The 21,950-nt window shown below is 70.6% G+C and carries 13 protein-coding genes and 1 riboswitch; of the genes, 6 read left to right on the top strand and 7 right to left on the bottom strand.

The window, feature by feature from the left end:
- The first annotated feature begins 24 nt into the window (after window positions 1–24).
- A complete protein-coding gene (locus GA0070607_RS31140) occupies window positions 25–3,123 on the top strand; it encodes a beta-L-arabinofuranosidase domain-containing protein (RefSeq protein ID WP_231930601.1) in 3,099 nt (1,032 codons plus the stop codon).
- A gap of 350 nt (window positions 3,124–3,473) precedes the next feature.
- Complete coding sequence (locus GA0070607_RS31135) at window positions 3,474–4,502, top strand: LacI family DNA-binding transcriptional regulator (protein ID WP_089021392.1); 1,029 nt, start codon at window positions 3,474–3,476, stop codon at window positions 4,500–4,502.
- Window positions 4,503–4,556: 54 nt separating this feature from the next.
- Here the strand turns inward: GA0070607_RS31135 and GA0070607_RS31130 are convergent, their stop codons facing one another.
- Window positions 4,557–5,579, bottom strand: a complete 1,023-nt coding sequence (locus GA0070607_RS31130; protein ID WP_089021391.1) for a LacI family DNA-binding transcriptional regulator — start codon at window positions 5,577–5,579, stop codon at window positions 4,557–4,559.
- A 389-nt stretch (window positions 5,580–5,968) separates the two neighbouring features.
- Here GA0070607_RS31130 and GA0070607_RS31125 point away from each other — a divergent pair, with 389 nt between their 5' ends.
- The 4 genes from GA0070607_RS31125 (at window position 5,969) to GA0070607_RS31110 (ending at window position 16,179) form a co-directional block, all read left to right on the top strand.
- Entirely contained in the window at window positions 5,969–11,581 is a 5,613-nt protein-coding gene (locus GA0070607_RS31125) for a GH92 family glycosyl hydrolase (protein WP_089021390.1), read from the top strand.
- A 72-nt stretch (window positions 11,582–11,653) separates the two neighbouring features.
- On the top strand, window positions 11,654–12,313 hold the full coding sequence (locus GA0070607_RS31120; protein WP_089021389.1) for a phosphotransferase: 660 nt from the start codon (window positions 11,654–11,656) through the stop codon (window positions 12,311–12,313).
- Window positions 12,314–12,394: 81 nt separating this feature from the next.
- Window positions 12,395–12,611, top strand: a riboswitch (cobalamin riboswitch).
- A gap of 200 nt (window positions 12,612–12,811) precedes the next feature.
- Window positions 12,812–15,145: a ribonucleoside-diphosphate reductase subunit alpha gene (locus tag GA0070607_RS31115; RefSeq protein WP_231931221.1), complete on the top strand. Its 2,334-nt coding sequence runs from the start codon at window positions 12,812–12,814 to the stop codon at window positions 15,143–15,145.
- 38 nt (window positions 15,146–15,183) lie between these two features.
- The gene (locus GA0070607_RS31110) at window positions 15,184–16,179 is read left to right on the top strand and encodes a ribonucleotide-diphosphate reductase subunit beta (RefSeq protein WP_089022223.1); all 996 of its coding nucleotides are present in this window, start codon (window positions 15,184–15,186) and stop codon (window positions 16,177–16,179) included.
- On the opposite strand, the gene GA0070607_RS31105 is transcribed toward GA0070607_RS31110, so the two are convergent.
- From GA0070607_RS31105 to GA0070607_RS31080, 6 genes are all read right to left on the bottom strand, one after another.
- Window positions 16,176–16,532: a TraR/DksA family transcriptional regulator gene (locus GA0070607_RS31105; protein WP_089021388.1), complete on the bottom strand. Its 357-nt coding sequence runs from the start codon at window positions 16,530–16,532 to the stop codon at window positions 16,176–16,178. The genes GA0070607_RS31110 and GA0070607_RS31105 overlap by 4 nt on opposite strands.
- Before the next feature lie 43 nt (window positions 16,533–16,575).
- Window positions 16,576–17,793 carry a hypothetical protein gene (locus GA0070607_RS31100; RefSeq protein WP_089021387.1) on the bottom strand — a complete coding sequence of 406 codons (1,218 nt, stop codon included), beginning with the start codon at window positions 17,791–17,793 and terminating at the stop codon, window positions 16,576–16,578.
- On the bottom strand, window positions 17,790–18,635 hold the full coding sequence (locus tag GA0070607_RS31095; RefSeq protein ID WP_089021386.1) for a phosphate/phosphite/phosphonate ABC transporter substrate-binding protein: 846 nt from the start codon (window positions 18,633–18,635) through the stop codon (window positions 17,790–17,792). The genes GA0070607_RS31100 and GA0070607_RS31095 overlap by 4 nt, the downstream gene beginning before the upstream one ends.
- Window positions 18,635–19,801, bottom strand: coding sequence for an acyl-CoA dehydrogenase family protein (locus GA0070607_RS31090; RefSeq protein WP_089021385.1), 1,167 nt, complete (start codon window positions 19,799–19,801; stop codon window positions 18,635–18,637). Before GA0070607_RS31090 ends, GA0070607_RS31095 begins: the two co-directional genes overlap by 1 nt.
- 146 nt (window positions 19,802–19,947) lie before the next feature.
- Window positions 19,948–20,895 (bottom strand): ion transporter, encoded by a 948-nt coding sequence (locus tag GA0070607_RS31085; protein ID WP_089022221.1) that lies wholly within the window; start codon window positions 20,893–20,895, stop codon window positions 19,948–19,950.
- A gap of 168 nt (window positions 20,896–21,063) precedes the next feature.
- Window positions 21,064–21,900, bottom strand: coding sequence for an alpha/beta fold hydrolase (locus GA0070607_RS31080; RefSeq protein WP_089021384.1), 837 nt, complete (start codon window positions 21,898–21,900; stop codon window positions 21,064–21,066).
- Window positions 21,901–21,950: the final 50 nt, after the last annotated feature.

Below are 21,950 nucleotides of genomic sequence, written 5' to 3'. Positions count from 1 at the left end.
CTCCGCCCGAAAGGACGATCCGCAATGGTGGAATCCGACAAGATGCCCGTCAGCCGACGTCAGGTACTCCAGGCATCGGCCATTGGCGCCGCCGCGGTGGCCGCCGCGGGCGCGCTCCCGGCGACCGCCGCCGAGGCGGCGACAGCCACCGCGACGACGACCGGCCCGACCGCTCCGGGCGCGACCCCGGCCGATCCCGGACCCGGCGGCACGGCCCCGGTCCGGCCGTTCCAGCTGCGAGATGTGACGCTGGGCGACGGCCTGCTCCAGGAGAAGCGCGACCGCATGAAGAGCTACCTCCGGCAGCTCGACGAGCGGCGCTTCCTCGTGCTGTTCAACAACCAGGCCGGCCGCCCGAACCCTCCCGGCGTCTCCGTCCCCGGGGGCTGGGAGGACGGCGGGCTGCTCAGCGGCCACTGGGCCGGCCACTTCATGACCGCCCTGGCGCAGGGCTACGCCGACCATGCAGAACCGATCTTCAGGAGCAAGCTCGACTGGATGGTCGACGAACTCGCGGCGTGTCAGGCCGCGATCACCGCGCGGATGGGCGGGGGCGACCCGGGCGGTGAGGACCCCCAGGAGCCGCAGATCGGCCGGGTGGCGGGCCGATTCGGAAGCGGCCTCCGCCTGAACGGCCCCAGCCAGGCACAGCACGTCGCCCTTCCGCAGGAGGCGATCAGCCAGCTCGCCGACTTCACCATCGCCAGCTGGGTGAATCTCGCCTCCACCCAGAGCTGGAGCCGGCTGTTCGACTTCGGTCAGAACACGACGGTCAACATGTTCCTGACTCCGCGTGCCGGTGTCACCGGCAACGTGCCGAGGTTCGCGATCACGGTGGGGGGTAGCGGTGGCGAGCAGCGGATCGACGGCAGCGCTGCCCTGCCGACCAACCAGTGGGTGCACCTGGCCGTCACCCTCACCCAGAACACCGGCACGCTGTACGTCAACGGTCAACAGGCCGGCCAGAACACGGCCATGACCCTCAGCCCCGCCAACCTCGGAAACCCTGGAAACCGGTGGATCGGGCGGTCGCAGTACGGCGACGCGTTCCTGGACGCGACAGTCGACGAGTTCCACATCTTCGACCGGGCACTTGGCCCGCAGGAGGTCCGGTCGCTGTTGGACTCGGCGGCCGGGAGCACCGGCGGCGGGTCGATCGCCTGGTACCGGTTCGAGGAGGAGGGCGGTTCCACCATCAGGGACGCCTCGCCCAACGGCCGCGACGGTGGCATCGTGGCGAGCCAGAGCGGGGGTACCGCCGAGTGGGTCCCGACCCACCCGGGCTACCTGGGCGCGATCCCGGAGGACGCGGTGCTCCGGCTCGGCCCGCCACGGTGGGCCGTCTACGGCGGCGACCTGAGCACCAACACCTGGGCGCCCTGGTACACCCAGCACAAGATCATGCGTGGTCTGCTCGACGCGTACTACCACACCGACAACGCCAAGGCCCTCGACGTGGTTGTCCGGATGGCCGAATGGGCTCACCTCGCGCTGACCGTCGGGGACAAGAACCACCCCGCGTACGCGGGTCCGATCACCCGGGACAACCTGAACTACATGTGGGACCTCTACATCGCCGGCGAGACCGGGGGCGCGAACGAGGTGTTCCCCGAGATCTACGCGATCACCCGCGACGAGCGGCACCTGGACACCGCCAAGTTCTTCGACAACCGGGAGTCGCTCTTCGACGCCTGCGTCGAGAACCGCGACATCCTCGTCACGACGCCGCAGACCCGTCCCGGTCGTCGCCGTCCGGACCGGCTGCACGCCAACTCGCACGTGCCGCAGTTCGTCGGCTACCTGCGCGTCTACGAGCACAGCGGTGACACCGAGTACTTCCAGGCCGCCAAGAACTTCTTCGGGATGGTCGTCCCGCACCGGATGTACGCCAACGGTGGGACGGGCGGCAACTACCCGGGCTCCAACAACAACACCGAGTTGTTCCAGAACCGGGACAACATCGCGAACTCGATCGCCCAGGGTGGCGCGGAGACCTGCACCACCTACAACCTGCTCAAGCTGGCTCGTAACCTGTTCCTCCACGAGCACGACGCCGCGTACCTGGACTACTACGAGCGCGGCCTGCTCAACCAGATCCTCGGTTCGCGCGCCGACAACGCGAACGTCAACAACCCGCAGGTCACCTACTTCCAACCGCTGACCCCGGGGGCCACCCGCAGTTACGGCAACACCGGCACCTGCTGCGGCGGAACCGGCATGGAGAACCACACCAAGTACCAGGAGACTGTCTACTTCAAGTCGGCCGACGGCACGACGCTGTGGGTCAACCTGTACATACCGTCGACGCTGACCTGGGCCGAGAAGGGTTTCGTCGTCACTCAGGAGACGAACTACCCGCGGGAGGACCGCACCAGGCTGACGGTCAACGGGCGCGGCCGGCTCGACATCAAGCTGCGGGTGCCGGGCTGGGTGGAGAAGGGGTTCGTCGTCACGGTCAACGGCGTCGCCGAGAAGGGCACCGCCAAGCCCGGCAGTTACCTGACCCTGAGCCGGACGTGGAAGCCGGGCGACACCATCGAGATCCGGATGCCGTTCAGCATTCGGATCGAGCGGGCGCTGGACCGTCCCGACACGCAGTCGATCTTCTGGGGGCCACTGCTCATGCAGATCCTCGGGAACCCCGGTGTGGGCAACTACCGGGAGTTGTCCCTGTACCGCCACCTGAAGCGGGACGGCGACTACGCCCGGGCGGCGATCACACCCGCGAGCACCACGGCGGCGGGTGACGCGCTCTTCACCACGCACGGCTTCACCCTGCGGCCCTACCACATCGGCGACGCCCAGGCCGCTTCGACGTACTTCCGGCGCGTCGAGCCGACGATCGTGTTCGGGTCGGTCGACACCGGTGTGCCGAACCGCAAGCGGAACGACGGGTTGCCCAACTACGACGTACCCGTCGCGGGCGTTCCGTCGCCCGGCAGTGACGGCCCGACCTTCCTCGACCTGGTCTGGGATCAGGCGCCCTTCAAGAACCACGGCCAGTTCGTGTCGACCGTCGACCACGTCGCGCAGGCGTTCGTCGAGGCGGGACTCCTGAGCCCGCAGGAGAGGTCGACAGTCGTGACGACCGCCGCCCGATCGAACAAGGAACTCGCTCCGTAAGGCGTCGTCCGCCGCCGTCCACCCGGGTGCTGGATGGCCGTGGCCCGGTCGACCGACCGGGCCACGGCCGGTCCGGTGGCGTTCCCCGCCGCTGCCGATCGACGGCACCCTGTCGAGGTTTCGAGAGGTTTTCGGGATGGAATGTCCCTGTCCGTCACGGGTCGGCGAGCTCCCCGTGTAGGGTTCCGCCCGGGTACGGGGGTCCGCGCGTGCTGCCGGGGCCACACCCGCGCCGCAACATCTCCGAAAAGGTTTTAGGATGTGCTTCCGCTGGCTGTTCGACACGACACCCGGCGACGGCCTCGCCGACGCGCAGCGCACCGGTGTCGGTCGCTGAGAGGGAGCATCGCATGACCACCGAGCCCGACGTCCCCGCCTACCGCCCGCCCACGCTCACCGATGTCGCCAAGCTCGCCGGGGTGTCCGTCGCCACCGCGTCCAAGGCCATCAACGGTCGCGGCGAGGTGCGGTCGAGCACGAGAGTCCGTGTGCTGGAGGCCGCGGAGCTGCTGTCCTTCGCACCGAACGCCCTGGCCCGCGGGTTGCTCAGTGGTCGGACCGGCACCGTCGGCCTGCTGACGAGCGACCTGGAGGGCCGCTTCTCGATCCCCATCCTCATGGGCGCCGAGGACGCGTCGGGGGCCGGCCAGGTCTCGGTCTTCCTGTGCGACGCGCGCGGCGACGCGATCCGGGAGAAGCATCACGTGCAGGCGCTGCTGTCCCGGCGGGTGGATGGCCTGATCGTCGTGGGCTCCCGCACCGACCCCCGCCCGCCGCTGGCCGGCACCATCCCCGTGCCGGTCGTGTACGTCTACGCACCCTCGGCCGATCCGGCGGACATCTCGATCACGGTCGACAACGTGGGTGGTGGGCGGCTCGCCATCGAGCATCTGCTGGCGTGCGGCCGGCGCTCCATCGCCCACATCACCGGGGAAGCCGGGTTCCAGGCGGCGAGGGACCGTGCCGAGGGCGCGGCGGCCGCGCTCGCCGCCGCCGGCCTGGCGATGGTCGGCGACCGGCCCTACTTCGGGTCGTGGGACGAGTCCTGGGGGAGAGCGGCCGCGCACATGATCGTCGAGCAGCACCCCGAGGTCGACGCGATCTTCTGCGGCAGCGACCAGATCGCACGTGGCGTCCTGGAGACGCTGCGTGACTTCGGACGTGACGTGCCGCGCAGCATCTCGGTCATCGGCTTCGACAACTGGGAGGCCATCGCCGCCGACTCCCGTCCACGACTGACCAGCATCGACATGAACCTGAAGCACCTCGGTGAGGTGGCCGGCCAGCGGCTCTTCGCGGCGATCGACGGCGCCGCGCCCAGCTCGGAGGAGTTCCCGGGCCGCGTGGTGATGCGTGAGTCGACCCTGCCCGTCGGCTGAGCACCGGTTGTCGACACCCGTCCGCCGCGCCACCCGCCCGCGCGGGCGCGGGTGTCAGCGGTGCAGCACCGGCCCGGTCGACTCGCGTACCACGAGGCGGCCGGGCTGCCGGATGACCCCGGCGCCGGGGTTGCCGTCCATCGCGGCGAAGAGATGGTTGACCGCGGCGGCCCCGAGTTGTTCGAGATTGAGGTCCACGGTGGTCAGGGGCGGTCGGCAGTCGGCCGCGAAGAACTCCCAGTTGTCGTATCCCACGATCGCCACGTCGTCGGGGATCCGCCGACCGAGGTCGCGCAGGGTGTCGGCCGCGCCGGCGGCGACCTGGTCGTTGCCGCAGAAGATCGCGTCCACGTCCGGCTGGGCGGCCAGCAGCAGCCGGGCGGCGTGCCGGCCCCATCGCTGCGACCACTCGCCGTAGAGCGGGTCGCCGGCCGGGGCGAGCCCCGCCTCGGCGAGCACCGTTCGTAGTCCGGCGGCGCGATCGCGTGCCGCGCGGTAGGTGTCCGGCCCGGTGATGTGCCCGATCCTGCGGCGGCCGTGCGACACCAGGTGTTCGGCGGCGAGCCGGGCGCCGCCCTCGTCGTCGGCGACGATCGACAGGTCGTTCGGATCGGTCGACTCGGCGTAGGCGTAGACCACCGGGACCGGAATGTCCTGTGTCAACGACGGGCGCAGGTCGTTGCTGTCGCCGACCACGATGAACCCGTCGACCTGGCGGGCGAGCAGGGTGCGGATGTAGTGCTGGCGGCGGATCGCGTCGCCACGGGCGTCGCAGAGCAGCACGGACATCTGCCCGTTGCCGAGGGCGTTCTCGGCGCCGAGCAGGATGGGTATGGCGAACCGGCCACCGAGTTCGTCGGTGAGCAGCCCGACCGTGCGGGTGCGTCCGGAGATCAGACCGCGGGCCAGCACGTTCGGCTGGAACGACAGCTCGGCGGCGGCCCGCAGGACCCGTTCCCGGGTTTCCGGTGCGACCTCGGCGCGGCTGTTGAGTGCCTTGGACGCGGTGGCCACGGAGGTGCCGGCGCGGTTCGCCACGTCGCTCAACGTCACTGACTGGGATCGTCGTCGGCCCACCGAAAGCCTTTCGCAAACATTTCAGGGGTGAATGGCGGTGCCTGCTGCCCCGTACTCCTCGCCAGCGTAGTGCGCGTCCTGGCTCCGGGGAAGGTGGCCGAGCTGTCGAGGGTGGTAGATCGCCACGCCCGCGGCGCCGAGCCGAAACGGTTTTCGGAGTGGATGTGACCACCGCTCGTTTCGCCCTGATGAACCCATTGACACGACAGTGATCCACCCGGAACCATCAGCGACAGTCCACCGCTCCCGATGTTGTCGTCGTGAAACCTCATGACAACGATGTCAGGCGGCGGCACCACGGAATTCACCACGATGGACCGCAGCCACTGTCCACTCCGCCCAGACGTTCGACGTACTCGACCCGGTTCGAGGCGAAAGGCCCTGCCCCTATGTCGCATCCCCCCATCGCGCGCCTCCTGTCCCCCCGACTGATCGCCGCGACAACCGCGGTCCTGCTGCCGGTGGGCCTGCTCGTCGGCGCGCCCCTGGCCAGCGCCGCGCCGACCACCGCGCCACCCGGCACCTTCAGCTCCTCGTTCGAGTCGGCCGACCCTCAACCCGCCGCGAGCACTGTCGAGGTCGACCGGAGTGGAAAGCCGGTCCAGGTCAACCTGAGCGGATCGAGCCGCAGGGTACTGCCCGGCAGCCTGCTCGGTCAGGTCCAGGCGGTGACCGCGAGCGCCGAGAATCCGCCGAACGAGGTCGCCGCGAAGCTCACCGACGGCGATCCGTCGACCAAGTGGCTGGCGCGCAACCGGACCGGCTGGGTGACGTACCAGCTGACCAGGCCGACGGCCGTCGTGCGGTACGCGCTGACCTCCGGGGACGACGCTCCGACCCGTGACCCCAGGAACTTCACGGTGCAGGGGTCCACCGACGGCAGCACGTGGGTCGACCTGAACACCCAGACGGACCAGAGCTTCCCTCGGCGGTTCGCCACGAAGACCTACAGCTTCACCAACACGACCGCCTACGGCTACTACCGGCTGAACATCACCGCGAACTCCGGTGACCCCCTCGTGCAGCTCGCCGGCTGGGACATCAGCGACGGCTCCAACGTCCGACCGCCGGCCGCCCCCATGGTCAGCGTCGCCGGCACCGGTCCGTCCGGCGGTTACACCACGAAGCCGGGGGCCGGCTTCACCGGACTGGCATCGCTGCGGTACGCGGGCGGCGCCGAAGACGACGGCCGGTCGTACGCGACCAACAGGCTGTTCGACGTCAACATCCCGGTCGGGCCGAAGACCCGGCTCTCCTACAAGATCTTCCCTGAGTACACCGGCGAGGACCCCCAGTACCCGTCCACCTTCGCGGCCGTCGACCTGCATTTCACCGACGGCAGCTACCTCAGCCGCCTCTCGCCGGTAGACCAGCACGGCTACGCGCTCACCCCGGCCGGCCAGGGTGCGTCGAAGGTCCTCTACGCCGACCAGTGGAACGCGGTGCAGGCCGACATCGGCGCGATCGCACGCGGCAGGACGATCGACCGGATCCTGCTCGCCTACGACAACCCGCAGGCAACGGCGGACACCCGGTTCCAGGGCTGGCTCGACGACGTCGCGGTGACCGCCTCGCCGGCGTCGATCGACGGTTCGCGGCTCACCAACTACGTCGACACCCGGCGCGGGACCAACTCGACAGGTGGGTTCTCGCGCGGCAACAACCTGCCGATCACCTCGGTGCCGAACGGCTTCAACTTCTTCACCCCGGTGACCGACGCGACCTCCGACTCGTGGGAGTACCAGTACCACCGGGTCAACAACGCCGCCAACCTGCCCACCCTGCAGGGCCTCGCGATCTCGCACGAGCCGAGCCCGTGGATGGGTGACCGCAACCAGATGTCGGTCATGCCGGTGGCGGGCGACGGACCCCTCACCGGTCCGCCCAGCAGCCGCGCGCTCGCCTTCAACCACGACGACGAGACGGCCCAGCCGGACTTCTACCGGGTCGCGCTGCAGAACGGCCTCACCGCCGAGATGTCGCCCACCGACCATGCCGGGATCATGCGGTTCACCTTCCCGTCCGGGCCGGCGACCGGAAGCCTGGTCTTCTACAACGGCACGTTCACCATCGGCGCCGACGGCACCTTCACCGGCTGGGTCGACAACGGAAGCGGCCTGTCGGCCGGTCGTAGCCGGATGTTCGTGTCCGGCGCGTTCGACCGGGCGCCCACGGCGTCCACAGCGACCGCCGCCACCTTCGACGTGTCCGCGAACCGCCAGGTGACGATGCGCATCGCGACCTCGTTCCTCTCGGTCGACCAGGCGCGCCGGAACCTCGACCTGGAGGTCACCGGTAAGAGCTTCGACCAGGTCCACACCGCCGCCACCGCCGCCTGGAAGGACCGGCTCGGGCGGGTCGAGGTGCGGGGGGCGACCGAGACGCAGCTGGTGACGATGTACTCGAACCTGTACCGGCTGAACCTGTACCCGAACTCGCAGTCGGAGAACACCGGCACCGCCGCCGCACCGCGCTGGCAGTACGCGAGCCCGGTGTCGGCGCCGACCGGCACGTCGACCGCCACCCACACCGGCGCGAAGATCGTGGACGGCCAGATCTACGTCAACAACGGCTTCTGGGACACCTACCGCACCGTGTGGCCCGCCTACGCGTTGCTGTACCCGGACGTCGCGGCCAAGATCTCTGACGGGTTCGTCCAGCACTACCGCGACGGCGGCTGGATCGCCCGCTGGTCGTCGCCCGGTTACGCCGACCTGATGACCGGCACCAGCGCGAACGTGGCGCTGGCCCAGGCGTACCTCACCGGCGTCAGACTGCCCGACCCGCTCGCGGCGTACGACGCGGCGGTCAAGGACGCGACCGTCGCGTCCGGGCGCAGCGCGGTGGGCCGCAAGGGCATCGAGACCTCGCTGTTCCTCGGCTACACGCCGACCTCCACCGGAGAGTCGGTGTCGTGGGCGCTGGAAGGCTTCATCAACGACTACGGCATCGGCAACATGGGCGCCGCCCTGGCCAAGGACCCGGCCACGCCGAAGTCGGAGCGCCAGCGGCTCAAGGACGAGTCGCGGTACTTCCTGGAGCGCGCCCGCAACTACGTCCACCTCTTCGACCCGAAGACGAAGCTCTTCCAGGGCCGGGACGCGTCGGGCAACTTCCTCGCCGGTGACCCGCTGGACTGGGGCGGCGTCTACACCGAGACCAACGGATGGAACTTCGCGTTCACCGCCCAGCAGGACGGCCAGGGACTGGCAAACCTGCACGGCGGGCAGAAGGCGCTGCGCGACAAGCTCGACCAGTTCTTCGCCACCCCGGAGAACGCCGACCGACCCGGCGGGTACGGCGGCACGATCCACGAGATGCTCGAGGCGCGCGCGGTGCGGATGGGCCAGCTCGGCATGAGCAACCAGCCGTCGCACCACATCCCGTACATGTACGACTACGCGGGCGCGCCGGCCAGGACCCAGGAGATCGTGCGCGAGATCCTGCAGCGCCTCTACGTCGGCAGCGAGATCGGCCAGGGCTACCTGGGCGACGAGGACAACGGCGAGATGTCGTCCTGGTACATCCTCAGCTCGCTGGGCATCTACCCGCTGCAGGCCGGGTCGTCCCACTGGGCCATCGGCTCGCCGCAGTTCACGAAGATGACAGTCCACCGCACCAGCGGCGACATCGTCGTCAACGCGCCGAACAACAGCACAAGGAACGTCTACGTGCAGGGCGTCAAGGTCAACGGAAAGAAGCAGCGCGAGCTGTCCATCGACGTCACCGCGCTCGCCAAGGGCGGCACGATCGACTTCCAGATGGGCCCCAGGCCGTCGTCCTGGGGCAGCGGCAAGAACGACGCGCCGCCGTCACTGACCAGGGGCGACAAGGCGCCCAAGCCGCTGCAGGACGTCACCGGCCCCGGGCTCGGCACCGCCACCGCGACGGACGGCCAGGACGCGTCGAAGCTGTTCGACGACTCGTCGACCACGCAGCTGACGTTCACCACCGCGACGCCGCAGGTCAGCTGGGCCTCCCGTGGCGCCAAGCAGAAGCCGAGCCACTACACCCTCACCTCCGGCGCGAGTGCGGGTGATCCGGCGGACTGGCGGTTGCAGGGCTCCAATGACGGCATCACCTGGAGCACAGTCGACTCCCGCAAGGGCGAGGTGTTCCGGTGGCGCAACCAGACCCGTCCGTTCACCATCGACAAGCCGGGACGGTACGCGCAGTTCCGTCTCGTCGTCACCAGGACCGCCGGCGCCGCGCAGGCCAACCTCGCCGAGATCGAGCTGCTCGCCGGAGGCGACCTCGAGATCGGTGGCGGCGACATCACGGTGACCGCCGCGGGCAGTGTGCACGCCACGTCCGGCGCACCCGTCTCGGTGCCACTGGCCACCGTCACCGGGGGTACCGCCGGCGACTACCAGGCCACCATCGACTGGGGTGACGGCTCACCGACCACCGAGGGCACACTGACGTTGAGCTCGCGGGCCGTCTACCGGATCAACGGGTCGCACACCTACGCCACGCCTGGTCACCACCAGGCGAGCGTCACGGTGACCGACGGCACCGGCCAGGGCTCGGTCACGGTCGGCGTCGACGTGGCCTACGCGCCGAGCTCCGGCCTCACCGCGGCGTTCGACACCGTCTGCATCGGTGACGAGGGCACCCTCGCGGCGAACTGCGACGCCAAGTCGTGGGCGTACTCGCGGGCCGCCCTGACGGCAGCCGGCGTGACCCAGGGCGAGCGGCACCAGGTGCCCGGAACGGACCTGCGGTTCACGTTGCCGGCGGTCCCGGCAGGGCAGCCGGACAACAGCACCGGCAACGGCAGGACGATCGATCTCAATCTTCCGACCGACGCCCGGAGCATCTCGTTCATCGGCGCCGGTACCCAGGGCAACCAGAACAGCACAGGCACTGCGACGTTCAGCGACGGCAGCACGGCCAGCATCCCGATCCAGATGAGTGACTGGACGCTGGGCGGCAACGCCAACGGCACCCCGTCGTACGGCAACATCGTCGTGGCCAAGGCCGCGTACCGCCTGAGCGGCACGAGCCGGGACGGCGCGCAGCCGTTCCTGTTCGCCACCGCGCCGTACCAGATCCCGGCGGGCAAGACGCTCGTCTCGGTGACCCTGCCGACGCAGACCGGTGACCCCGGCTCGGCGGGCCGGATCCATGTGTTCGCCATCGCGAACGACGGCACGCCGGTCGCCGCGTTGGTGACCACCGCCCCTGGCGACCAGACGGCCAACGTCGGGCAGGTTCTCGCGGCCACGCTCGGCTCGGTGAGCGGCGGCGTTCCCGGTACGACGGGCTACCGCGCCCGTGTGCAGTGGGGCGACGGCACGGTTCCGGACGACGTCACGATCGGCGCGGACGGTGCGCTGAGTGGACGGCACACCTATGCGCAGGAGGGCACCTACACGGTGCATGTCACCGCGTGGGACACGTTGTCGAGCAGCACCGGGACCTTCACGGTGACCGTGGCGCGGGGCGGCCTCCAGCCGGCGATCGCGGTGTCGGCGTCGGCCACCACCGGTGACGCGGTCACCGTCAACGGCAGCGGGTTCGCAGCCGGTGAGCAGGTGACCGTGACTCTCGGCACCAGTCCGGCGCGGACCGTCAAGGTCGCGGCGTCCGCGGCGGGAGCCGTACGTGCGTCCGTCGCGACGTCCGGTGACGCGGAGCCCGGCCGGTACTCCGTCACCGCCACCGGCGTGTCCTCCCGGACGCCGGCGACGGCCACCATCCAGGTGACCGGGCAGCCGGAGAAGCCGACCTACGATCCGCAGGCGGCGCTGACGACCACCGCCGGACCGCACGGTACGACGATCACGCTCGACGGCGCCGGATTCGCTCCGAACGAGGAGGTCACAGTCAGCTTCGGTGACGGCCTCGCGGTCAGCACCGTGCGCGCGAACGGTGACGGTGTCATCGCCGGCGCGACGGTCAGCGTCCCCGGGGCGGCGAAGGCCGGCTCGACAGTGATCACGCTGGCGGGCGCCAGGTCGGTGACGCGGGTCACGCTGCCCTTCACCGTCACGAACTGAGTCGGCGGTAGCGGTAGCGCGTGGGGCGGGCCGGATCACGGCCCGTCCCACGCGCTGCTAGCGTCGGCCATCGTGGACGGTCTCGTGCTGCTCGCGTCCGGACGGGAGGCGGACGTCTTCGCGCTCGACGAGGCGCGCGTGCTGCGCCGCTACCGTGCCGGCGGGGACACCGCGCCGGAGGCGGCGGTGATGGCGTACGTCGCCGCAGCCGGTTATCCGGTGCCGGTGGTGTACGCCGCCGACGGCCCCGACCTGGTGCTCGAACGGCTCGACGGCCAGACCCTGCTGGAGGCGCTGCTCTTCGGCGGGATCGACATCGACTCCACCGCCGAGCTGCTCGTGGACCTGCACGACCGCCTCCACAGCCTGCCGGCCAGACTCCGCGCCGAGCCAGCGGATCGCGTCCTGCACCTCGATCTGCACCCGCTCAACATCATGCTGACCTCGCGCGGTCCGGTAGTCATCGACTGGCACAACGCGGCCGAGGGACCGGCCGACTTCGATCTGGCCATGACCGCGCTGATCATGGCGGAGGTGGCGGTCGGTCCGGATGCCGACCTCGCCGAGCGCAGCCGGGCGGGCCTCGCCGCGTTCCAGCGGTACGCGGAACCGCCCCGGGCCAGCCAACTGCGGCGGGCGCTGGACGTTCGACGGGTCAATCCCACCCTCTCCGCCGTCGAGAAGGCCGCGCTGGCCCATGCCGCCACCCTGGTCCACACCCGCGCCGGCTGACCGGTGACCGTCGTCACCGACTGGACCGCCGACACGCCGATGCCCGAGATGTGGGGTGTGACAACGGCGTCGTCCCTATATATGGTGTCGAGCGCAGCTGGTTCGGCCGCTCATCCGCAGTGGTCGAGGCAAGAGGGAACCCGGTGGAAATCCGGGACTGCCCCGCAGCGGTGAGTGGGAACGACCGCCGTCATCAGCACTGGGCCGCCAAGCGGCCTGGGAAGCGACGGCCAGTAGGAGACCGGCGAGACCGGTCGTGCCCACAAGTCCGAAGACCTGCCAGCGCGCCGTGCACCCGCACCCGGGTGTGCGGCGGTCCGACGCCGCGTGGGACGGCCGACGCCCCCTGACCCACGCCCGGCGTGGCGTCCGCCGGTGTCTGTCTCCTCGCGTCCGAGGGCCATCAGGTCTCGAACTCGCGAGGAGTGAGTGGTGACAGTCACCCAGGTGGTCCCGACCGGCGGCGACACCGCAGTGCCGGGCCGGCGGCGGACGCAGATGCACGTCCGCAAGCGCGACGGCGCCAGCGAACAGGTGGACGTCAACAAGATCGTCCGCGCGGTCGAGCGGTGGACCGACGACCTGACCGATGTCGACCCGCTGCGGGTGGCGACCCGGACGATCAGCGGCCTCTACGACGGCGCGACCACCGCGGAGCTGGACCGGCTGTCCATCCAGACCGCGGCCGAGATGATCGGCGAGGAGCCGCAGTACTCGCGCCTCGCCGCTCGGCTGCTCGCCGGCTACGTCGACAAGGAGGTGCGCCGGCAGGGCATCACCTCGTTCAGCACCGCGATCCGGATGGGCCACGCCGAGGGCCTGATCGGCGACGAGACCGCCGCCTTCGTCGCCGCGCACGCCCGGACGCTCGACGACGCCGTCGACCCGGACGGCGACCGGCGGTTCGAGTACTTCGGCCTGCGCACGGTGTACGACAGGTACCTGCTGCGCCACCCGACCAGCCGGCTGGTGCTGGAGACGCCGCAGTACTGGCTGCTGCGGGTGGCCTGCGGGCTGTCCCGTACCCCGGACGAGGCGGTCGACTTCTACCGGCTGATGTCCAGCCTGGCCTACCTGCCCAGCTCGCCGACGTTGTTCAACTCCGGCACCCGGCACACCCAGATGTCCTCCTGCTACCTGGTCGACTCCCCGCGCGACGAACTGGACTCGATCTACCAGCGGTACGCGCAGGTCGCCAACCTGTCCAAGTTCGCCGGCGGCATCGGCATCGCGTACTCCCGGGTCCGGTCCCGCGGTGCGCTGATCCGCGGCACGAACGGGCAGTCCAACGGGATCGTGCCGTGGCTGCGCACGCTGGACGCGAGCGTCGCCGCGGTCAACCAGGGTGGCCGGCGCAAGGGCGCCGCCTGTGTCTACCTGGAGCCGTGGCACCCGGACGTCGAGGAGTTCCTGCAACTGCGGGACAACACCGGCGAGGACGCCCGGCGTACCCACAACCTGAACCTGGCCAACTGGATCCCGGACGAGTTCATGCGCCGGGTCGAGGCCGACGAGGTGTGGTCGTTGTTCGACCCGCACGAGGTGCCGGAACTGCCCGACCTGTGGGGCGACGAGTTCGACGTCGCGTACCGGGCGGCCGAGGCGCAGGGCCGCTACGTGCGGCAGGTCCCGGCGCGGGAGCTGTACGGGAAGATGATGCGCACCCTGGCGCAGACCGGCAACGGGTGGATGACGTTCAAGGACGCCGCCAACCGGCTGTGCAACCAGACCGCCGAACCGCGCAACGTGGTGCACCTGTCCAACCTCTGCACCGAGATCATCGAGGTGTCCAGCGACGCGGAGACCGCGGTGTGCAACCTCGGCTCGGTGAACCTCGCCGCCCACCTCGCCGACGGCGCCATCGACTGGCAGCGGCTGCGCGCGACGGTCCGTACCGCTGTCACGTTCCTCGACCGGGTCATCGACATCAACTACTACCCGACCGCCGAGGCGGCGGCGAGCAATCCCCGCTGGCGGCCGGTCGGGCTCGGGCTGATGGGCCTGCAGGACGTGTTCTTCGCGCTGCGGTTGCCGTTCGACTCGCCGGCCGCGCGGGAGTTGTCCACCCGGGTCAGCGAGGAGTTGTACCTGACCGCCCTGGAGACCTCCGCCGAACTGGCGCGGCGCTTCGGCGCGCACCCGGCGTACCCGCAGACCCGGGTCGCGCGGGGCCAGTTGCAGCCCGACCTGTGGGGTGTCGAGGGAACGCAGACAGCGCGCTGGGCAGCGCTGCGGGAGCGGGTCGAGGCGTACGGGCTGCGCAACTCGCTGCTGGTGGCGGTCGCCCCGACCGCCACCATCGCCTCGATCGTCGGTTGCTACGAGTGCGTCGAGCCGCAGGTGTCCAACCTGTTCAAGCGCGAGACCCTGTCGGGCGAGTTCCTCCAGGTCAACACCGCTCTGGTACGCGAGCTGAAGGCCCGTGGCCTGTGGACCGAGCCGGTCCGGTCGGCGATCAAACGGGCGGAGGGGTCGGTGCAGGACATCGCGGAGCTGCCGGCCGCCGTCCGGGAGCTGTTCCGCACCGCGTGGGAACTGCCGCAGCGGGCGCTGATCGACCTGGCCGCCGCTCGCGCGCCGTTCATCGACCAGTCGCAGTCGCTGAACCTGTTCCTGGCCTCGCCCACCATCGGCAAGCTCTCCTCGATGTACCTGTACGCCTGGAAGGCCGGACTGAAGACGACCTACTACCTGCGGTCCCGCCCGGCCACCCGGATCCAGCAGGCCACCGTGGCGCCCGCCGCCGTCGCCCTCGCCGCACCCGTGGCGAGCGCCCCGGAGGCGCTGGCCTGCTCGCTGGAGAACCCCGAGTCGTGCGAGGCCTGCCAGTGACCGCCGCCGACACCACCACCGACACGAGGACCACGCACATGCTGCTCGACCCGGGGATGGACCTCACCCTCCGCCCGATGCGCTACCCGCACTTCTTCGACCGGTTCCGCGACGCCATCCGCAACACCTGGACGGTCGAGGAGGTCGACCTGCACGCCGACCTCGCGGACCTCGACAAGCTCTCCCCGGCCGAGCGGCACCTGGTCAGCCGGCTGGTCGCGTTCTTCGCCACCGGCGACACCATCGTCGCCAACAACCTCGTGCTCAACCTCTACCAGCACGTCAACAGCCCGGAGGGCCGCCTCTACCTGTCCCGGCAGCTGTTCGAGGAGGCGGTGCACGTCCAGTTCTATCTCAACCTGCTCGACACGTACGTGCCGGACGAGAGCGAGCGGTTCGCCGCCTTCGCCGCCATCGAGAACATCCCCTCGATCCGCCGTAAGGCCGACTTCTGCTTCCGCTGGATCGACTCCCTCACCAACCTGCGCGAGCTGCGGTCCCGCGAGGACCGGCGGAAGTTCCTGCTCAACCTCATCTGCTTCGCCGCCTGCATCGAGGGACTGTTCTTCTACGGCGCGTTCGCGTACGTCTACTTCCTGCGCTCTCGCGGCCTGCTGCACGGTCTCGCCTCCGGCACCAACTGGGTGTTCCGCGACGAGTCCATGCACATGGCCTTCGCGTTCGACGTCGTCGATACCGTCCGCGCCGAGGAGCCGGACCTGTTCGACGACGATCTCGCCGGGCAGGTCCGCCAGATGCTCACCGAGGCCGTCGAGTGCGAGGTGCAGTTCGCCGAGGACCTGCTCGGCCACGGCGTGCCCGGCCTGACGCTGACCGACATGCGGGAGTACCTCCAGCACGTCGCCGACCGGCGTCTCGTCCAGCTCGGAATCGCGCCGCACTACGGGTCGGCCAACCCGTTCGCCTTCATGGAGTTGCAGGACGTGCAGGAGCTGTCCAACTTCTTCGAGCGGCGGGTGTCGGCCTACCAGGTCGGGGTCAGCGGCACCGTCGCCTTCGACGACGACTTCTAGCGGGTCCGGCTGGCGCAGCCGACACACGTGCTCGCTGAGGGGCGGGCGGCGAGTCGTTCGGCGGGAATCGGGCGGGAGCACCGTTCACACACGCCGTAGGTGCCGGCCTCGACCCGCCGCAGCGCGACGTCGAGTTCGGCGAGGCGCCGGCGCGTCGCGTCCAGGACGGCGGTGAGCTGGGCCCGTTCGAACGCGATAGTGCTGCCCTCCGGGTCGTGCTCGTCGTCGGCGTTGGACGACCGGGAGGCCTCGAAGAGGCTCCGCAGATCGCTGTCCAACGCTGCGGCCTGGGCCCGGCTCTGGTCTCGTAGGTGGAGCAGTTCCGCACGGATCGAGCTGACATCCCTGTTCATGGCGGCTCAACCGTACTGCTCGTTGGCGACCCACCCGGTATCGCTACATGAAGTTGCGGGTGTGCAGGGCGGAGAGCGCTGCCGCCTCGTCGGGCCGGAAGCCCAGCCGTACCAGCCGGCGTTGCCGGCCCTGATCCATCACGTGCTGCAGCCTCTGCACCTGCTCGAAACCGGCGGACACGTCGTCGGGGTGCCAGCCACCGGCCGCGAGAACCACCAGCGCGTCGAACACGTCCGCGTTGAGCCCCGCGGTGTCGACGAGCGCGTCGTGGCGGCGGTGGATGGCCGCGCGGAGCCGGTCCCGCAGCGGGGGGTCCACGGTCGCCTGGTGCTCGAGGTGTGCCATGCCGAACACCACGTGCCGCCGCTCGTCCTGCATCGCCAGCCAGCAGACACGACGGGTCACCGGGTCCGGCGCGTTCTGCTCCAGGAACGAGAGCAGATCGACGAAGCTGCCCTCTCCGAGTACGGAGAGCAGGAACGAGGCCAACGCGAAGTCGGACTCGGTGACGAGTGTGAAGAGCGACTGCCGACCGCCGGCCGACGACGTGCCCAGCTCGGCGCCCCGGAGCAGCGCCCGCCGACCGAACACCTCCATGTGCCGGGCCTCGTCGGCCATCTGCACCGCGAGGAGCTGCATCACCTCACGGAAGTGCGGGTGTATCCGCCCGACGAACCGTGCCGGCACGACGAGTGCGGCCTGCTCGTTCTCGACAAGGTAGGTCATCACCTGCACCACCGCCGCCTCGACGTCGGCCGGCAGCGCGAACGCGTCGTCCCACGGCACAGCGGTCTCCGGGTCCCACTGCCGCGCCGCCGCCTGCGCGTACAGTTTGGGGGCGACATCGGCCCACACCAGATCGCGGTCGTCCAGGTCGAACCGGGCCTCGGGGCCGCCGGCTTCCAGCAGCGCACCGCGGGCGCCGAGCCCCCACCGGGGCGGCGGGTGGCTGCTGAGCGCCGAGGGCAGGGCGGGCCCGGCGCGCTCCGCGCCGAACCAGCGGTCGTCATCGGCCGCGCCGCGGACGACCACCGCGACCAGGTCGCTCCGGTCGGCCGGATCCGGCCATTCGAGCCGGTGGCCCCGGCTCCGGCACCAGGCGGGCAGGTGCACCGGCAGGGCGGGGTCGAGGCCGGAGACCGCCAGCCGGCCGCCGGGCGGGAGCGAGGCGAGGCCGCGTTGCACCAGCAGGTGCGCGCCCCGGCCGAAGCCCAGGCCCCCGAGGTGGATCTCGGCGTCGGACGCCGGCGCGCTGCTCACGGCCGGTAGTCCGCGGCGGTCACCCGCCCGTCGGCCGCGTAGAACCCGCTGGCGTCGACCGCCCGGGCGAGGGCGTCGTACCCCGTGCTGCGGCCGTCCTCCCAGGCGGTCAGTCCTTCGAGGTCGAGCAACGGGCGTACCTCCGGGTCGGCGTAGGACATGCCGCGCAGCAGCGCGCCGAAGAGCCGGACCCCGGCGGACGCCGGGTCGCGCACCGTCATGTTGCAGTGGTCGTACCGTGCGGTCTGCGCCACGATCCGGGTGCCGTCGGGCGGCAGCGTGCCCTCCTGGACGAACGCCAGGTGGTTGGCGTCGATCATGCAGGCGGCGTCCACCTCCTTGGCCACCAGGGCCCGGGCGGCGTCGCGCTCGCCGCCGATGTGGTCGCCGTGCAACCCGACGCCGACGTCGAACCGGCGCACGTCAACCTCGACCCCGGCCGCCGCGAGGTGCCCGAGTGGAATGAGCGTCGCCTGTGGACTGTCCACCGCACCGACTGCGACGAGCGAGCCGGACAGGTCCTCGACCCGTCGGACGGGTGAGTCGGCCCGCACCACCACGACCGAGGTGAGGTCCCGGTCGGTGTCGCGCATGGTGAGCGCGCTCACGGTGCCACAGTTGGCCGCCGCCAGCCGTTCGGCCCGCAGCCAGGCGAGCGGCGAGTTCCACGCGGCGTTGATCCGCCCGGCGACGAGATCCTCGACCTGCCGTTCGTAGTGCGAGTAGAGGACGAAGTCGAAGTCCAGGCCGCGCCCTCGCAGCCAGGCGCGGAAGCCCTCCCAGATGGTCACCACCTTGGGGTCGTACGCGACCGCGCCCATCAGGACAGCCGGCGCCGCCATCAGCGGTTGGCCTCGTCGAGCAGCGGCAGCCCGGTGGCGACACGGCCGACGAAGTCGTGCAGGGCGTCGGTGGTGGGTGCCATCACCCGGGCCGCGCGGGAGTCGCGGAACCGGCGTTCGAGGCCCAGTTCCTTGCGGAACGCGCTGCCGCCGCAGAGCTGCATCGCGCCGTCGGTCACCTCGGCGGCGGTCTCGCCGGCGAGCGCCTTGACCTGCAACACCCGCAGCGTCGCGTCCTCCCGGCCGGTCTCCAGCGCGGTCAGGGTGTCGCCGAGGAAGGCGCGCAGGGCGTCGGTGCGGATCTTCAACTGGGCGTAGCCGCGCCGGGTGACCGGTGCGTCGCGAAGGGCCGCGCCGGTGTGCGCGAGTGTGGTGGCGCTGAGATGTCGACCCGCTTCGGCGACCGCGCTGTCCGCGAGACCGAGGCAGAACGCGGCGTTCAGCACCAGGAACCAGGGGAGGACCGCGCTGAGCGCGGTGTCGAGGCCGGCGCCGTCGGCGGCCAGCATCGCGCTGGGGGGAACGCGGACCCCGTCGGCGGTCATCGGCCGGGAGCCGTTGCCGCGCAGGCCGAGCCCGTCGAAGTCGCCGGCGATGCTGAGGCCGGCGCTACCGGCGGGAACGAGCCACAGCGTCATCGGACCCGCTCCCGACGCGAGCGGGAGGCTCGACCAGACGTAGCTGTCCGCCTCGCCGGCCGAGGTGACCCAGCTCTTCCTGGCGTCGAGCCGGACCGCACCGTCGTCCGTCGTCGCGGTGCCGGTCGGCGACCAGAAGTGGCTGCGTGAGCCGAACTCGGAGAACGCCAGGGTGCTCAGGTGCTCACCCGCGGCGATGGCCGCACGGACATCGCGCGGGCCGTGCGCCTCGATGACGGCGGTCGCCGTGTAGTGCATGAGAACGACCATCGCCGTGGAGCCACACTCGGCGGCCAGTCGTTCGATGACCTCCGCGACGGTGCGCATATCCCGGCCGCCGCCACCGACCTCGGTCGAGGAGGCGAGGCCGAGCAGACCAGCCGCGGCGAGGGCGTCCACGCTCTGCCGGGGGAAGGTGCCGTCCCGGTCGACGAGTGGAGCCTGGGGGCGGATCACGTCGTCGATCAGCGTGGTGAGGGTGGTTGAATCGTCGGAGTGGGGGCGAGCATTGTCGACACTGGCCGTCATGCGGAAGTCCCTTCGGCCGGACCGATGGCACCGCCATCGACGCTAGCCCAACTGACCGTCGCGAGGCGAGAGCGTCGGATGGCCGACATGGATGCGAACCACTCGCGTGGTCCTGCCGCACAGGACGACCAGGACAGGCAGCCAGCTCAGCGTCCGGCGTGGGTGTCCTCGCGGTGCGGCCGGCTGTGCCCGTCATCCCGGTCGATCCGCAGCTCCCGCTCCAGCTCGGCGATCACCGCGCGCAGGTCGTCGAGCCGTTGGCTGATCGCGATGCGATCCACCTCGTCCGGTACGCCGTCGCCGTCCTCGTCGTACCCCGGGGCCAGCCGTTCGGTCATCTCCAGCCGGCGTGCCTCCTCCATCGAGTTCACGATCACCGCGATGAGGATGTTGAGCAGCAGGTTGACGGTGATGACCACGTAGCTGACGTAGTAGAGCAGTGTCCACGGTGAGATCGTCATGCCCTGCTGGATGAGGTCCGGCAACGTCTCCAGGGAGAGCAGCACGAACAACGTCAGCAGGGACCGGCCGATGTCGCCGTACTGGTCCGGAAACCTGCTGCCGAAGATCAGCCAACCGGCCATGCCGTACACGTAGAGCGTCACCACGGCCAGCGCGAGGAAACCACCGACGCCCGGCAGGCTGCGCCACAGGGCGGAGACGATGGTACGAAGGCCCGGAGAGAAACGCACCAACCTGACCATCCGGGCGACCCGCACCACACGCAGCAGCGCCGGATCGCCGTGCAGGCCCGGAATGAAGATCGCCGCGATCACGGCGAAGTCGAAGACGTTCCAGCCGTGCCGGAAGAAATCCTGGGGTCGGCGGCCGTAGGCGGCCAGCCGGATGCCGATCTCGACGACGAAGACGGCGCGGAAGAACAACTCCAGCCAGTGCAGGGCGGTGCCCGCCACGGTCAGGCCCCGGTACGTCTCCAGGCCGAGGACGATCCCGTTGGCGAGGATGACGGCGACGATGCCGACCTCGAAGGGGCGTGACCGGGCGATCCGAGCGCAGGCGTCGACCAGTCTGGACCGGACGTGCGCGGGTGCCGCCGATTCACCTCGCGGGACGGGTACGCGTGCCCCACTCACCAGTCGCCCGACCCGGTGGTGTGTGCGGAGGCAGCCGGTCGGGCCCACCTCCGGCCGTCGTCGTGGCGGGGCGGGCGGCGTGCGGGCATGTCCATCACCCTAACCAAGCGCCCGACCCGCGGCCGACCGTCGCCGCTCGGCCACGGGTGGGGCGACCCGCGCGGCGCGTCAGGGGTGGCCCGTCCGTTCCGGCGTGACCGGGGCTCCGAAGAACGTGGCGAACGGATCCACGAACCTTGGATAGGCCCGGTTGACGGCGTCGTGGCCGCTGCGGGGAATCACCAGGGTCCGGGCCCGGGGCAACGCGCTGGCCAGCGCCTCGTTGAGGTCGACGTAGTAGGGCGGGCCGTCGGCGCCGCACGCGAGCAGCACTTCGGCGGTAACGCCCGCCCACCGGGTGGCAGGGCCGTCGTGCGCCCGGATCAGGGCTGACTCATCGAGGGTCATCGGCAGCAGGTCGGCCATCATCCGACCGATCGGCGTACGCATGAACGCGCGGACGATGACCAGCCGCACGCCGAACGGGAGTTTCGCCGCGGCCATTTGCGGATTGATGCCGGCGGCCGTGATGGTGAGGCTCCGGGCGATGTCGCCGGACCGCAGCGCCTCCTGTGCGGGGTCGAGCCACGCGGCGGGAAAGCCGCCGTCGATGGAGACCGCGGCGTCGTAGAGGGCGAGCCGGTCGATCGGCAGCCGGAGCGCGGCCTGCAGCGCGACGAAGCCGCCGGAGCTGTGGCCTATGACGTTGCGGGACCCGGTGTGCTCCAGCACCACTGCGAGGTCGTCGATGTCCTGCTCAACGGTGTAGGGCGTCGACCTGGGCGGGGCGTCCGCCCGTCCCCGCCGGTTGTAGAGGTGCACGGTGAACCGGTCGGCGAGCGCCGTGGCCAGTCGTCGGTACATGTCGATGGTGACGCCGCCGCCGTGCACCACGACGATCCCGGGCCCGGTGCCCGTGGAGTGCAGCACGATGCTCGCGCCGTCCCGTGCCGTGATCCGCTCCATCGTCAGCCCACCTCTCGACTTAAACTGCGAACGGCGTTTGCAGTTTACAG

The sequence above is a fragment of the Micromonospora coriariae genome (genome assembly GCF_900091455.1).
Lineage (GTDB): Bacteria > Actinomycetota > Actinomycetes > Mycobacteriales > Micromonosporaceae > Micromonospora > Micromonospora coriariae.
The sequence above is the reverse complement of the archived record's forward strand: the minus strand, read 5'-3'. Positions and strand labels throughout refer to the sequence as shown.

What these genes read in the sequence shown, in the direction of transcription:
- GA0070607_RS31140 (WP_231930601.1), top strand. Translation starts at nt 25, where the DNA reads ATGGTGGAATCCGACAAGATGCCCGTCAGCCGACGTCAGGTACTCCAG.
- GA0070607_RS31135 (WP_089021392.1), top strand. Translation starts at nt 3,474, where the DNA reads ATGACCACCGAGCCCGACGTCCCCGCCTACCGCCCGCCCACGCTCACC.
- GA0070607_RS31125 (WP_089021390.1), top strand. Translation starts at nt 5,969, where the DNA reads ATGTCGCATCCCCCCATCGCGCGCCTCCTGTCCCCCCGACTGATCGCC.
- GA0070607_RS31115 (WP_231931221.1), top strand. Translation starts at nt 12,812, where the DNA reads ATGCACGTCCGCAAGCGCGACGGCGCCAGCGAACAGGTGGACGTCAAC.
- GA0070607_RS31110 (WP_089022223.1), top strand. Translation starts at nt 15,184, where the DNA reads ATGCTGCTCGACCCGGGGATGGACCTCACCCTCCGCCCGATGCGCTAC.
- GA0070607_RS31105 (WP_089021388.1), bottom strand. Translation starts at nt 16,532, where the DNA reads ATGAACAGGGATGTCAGCTCGATCCGTGCGGAACTGCTCCACCTACGA.
- GA0070607_RS31095 (WP_089021386.1), bottom strand. Translation starts at nt 18,635, where the DNA reads ATGGCGGCGCCGGCTGTCCTGATGGGCGCGGTCGCGTACGACCCCAAG.
- GA0070607_RS31090 (WP_089021385.1), bottom strand. Translation starts at nt 19,801, where the DNA reads ATGACGGCCAGTGTCGACAATGCTCGCCCCCACTCCGACGATTCAACC.
- GA0070607_RS31080 (WP_089021384.1), bottom strand. Translation starts at nt 21,900, where the DNA reads ATGGAGCGGATCACGGCACGGGACGGCGCGAGCATCGTGCTGCACTCC.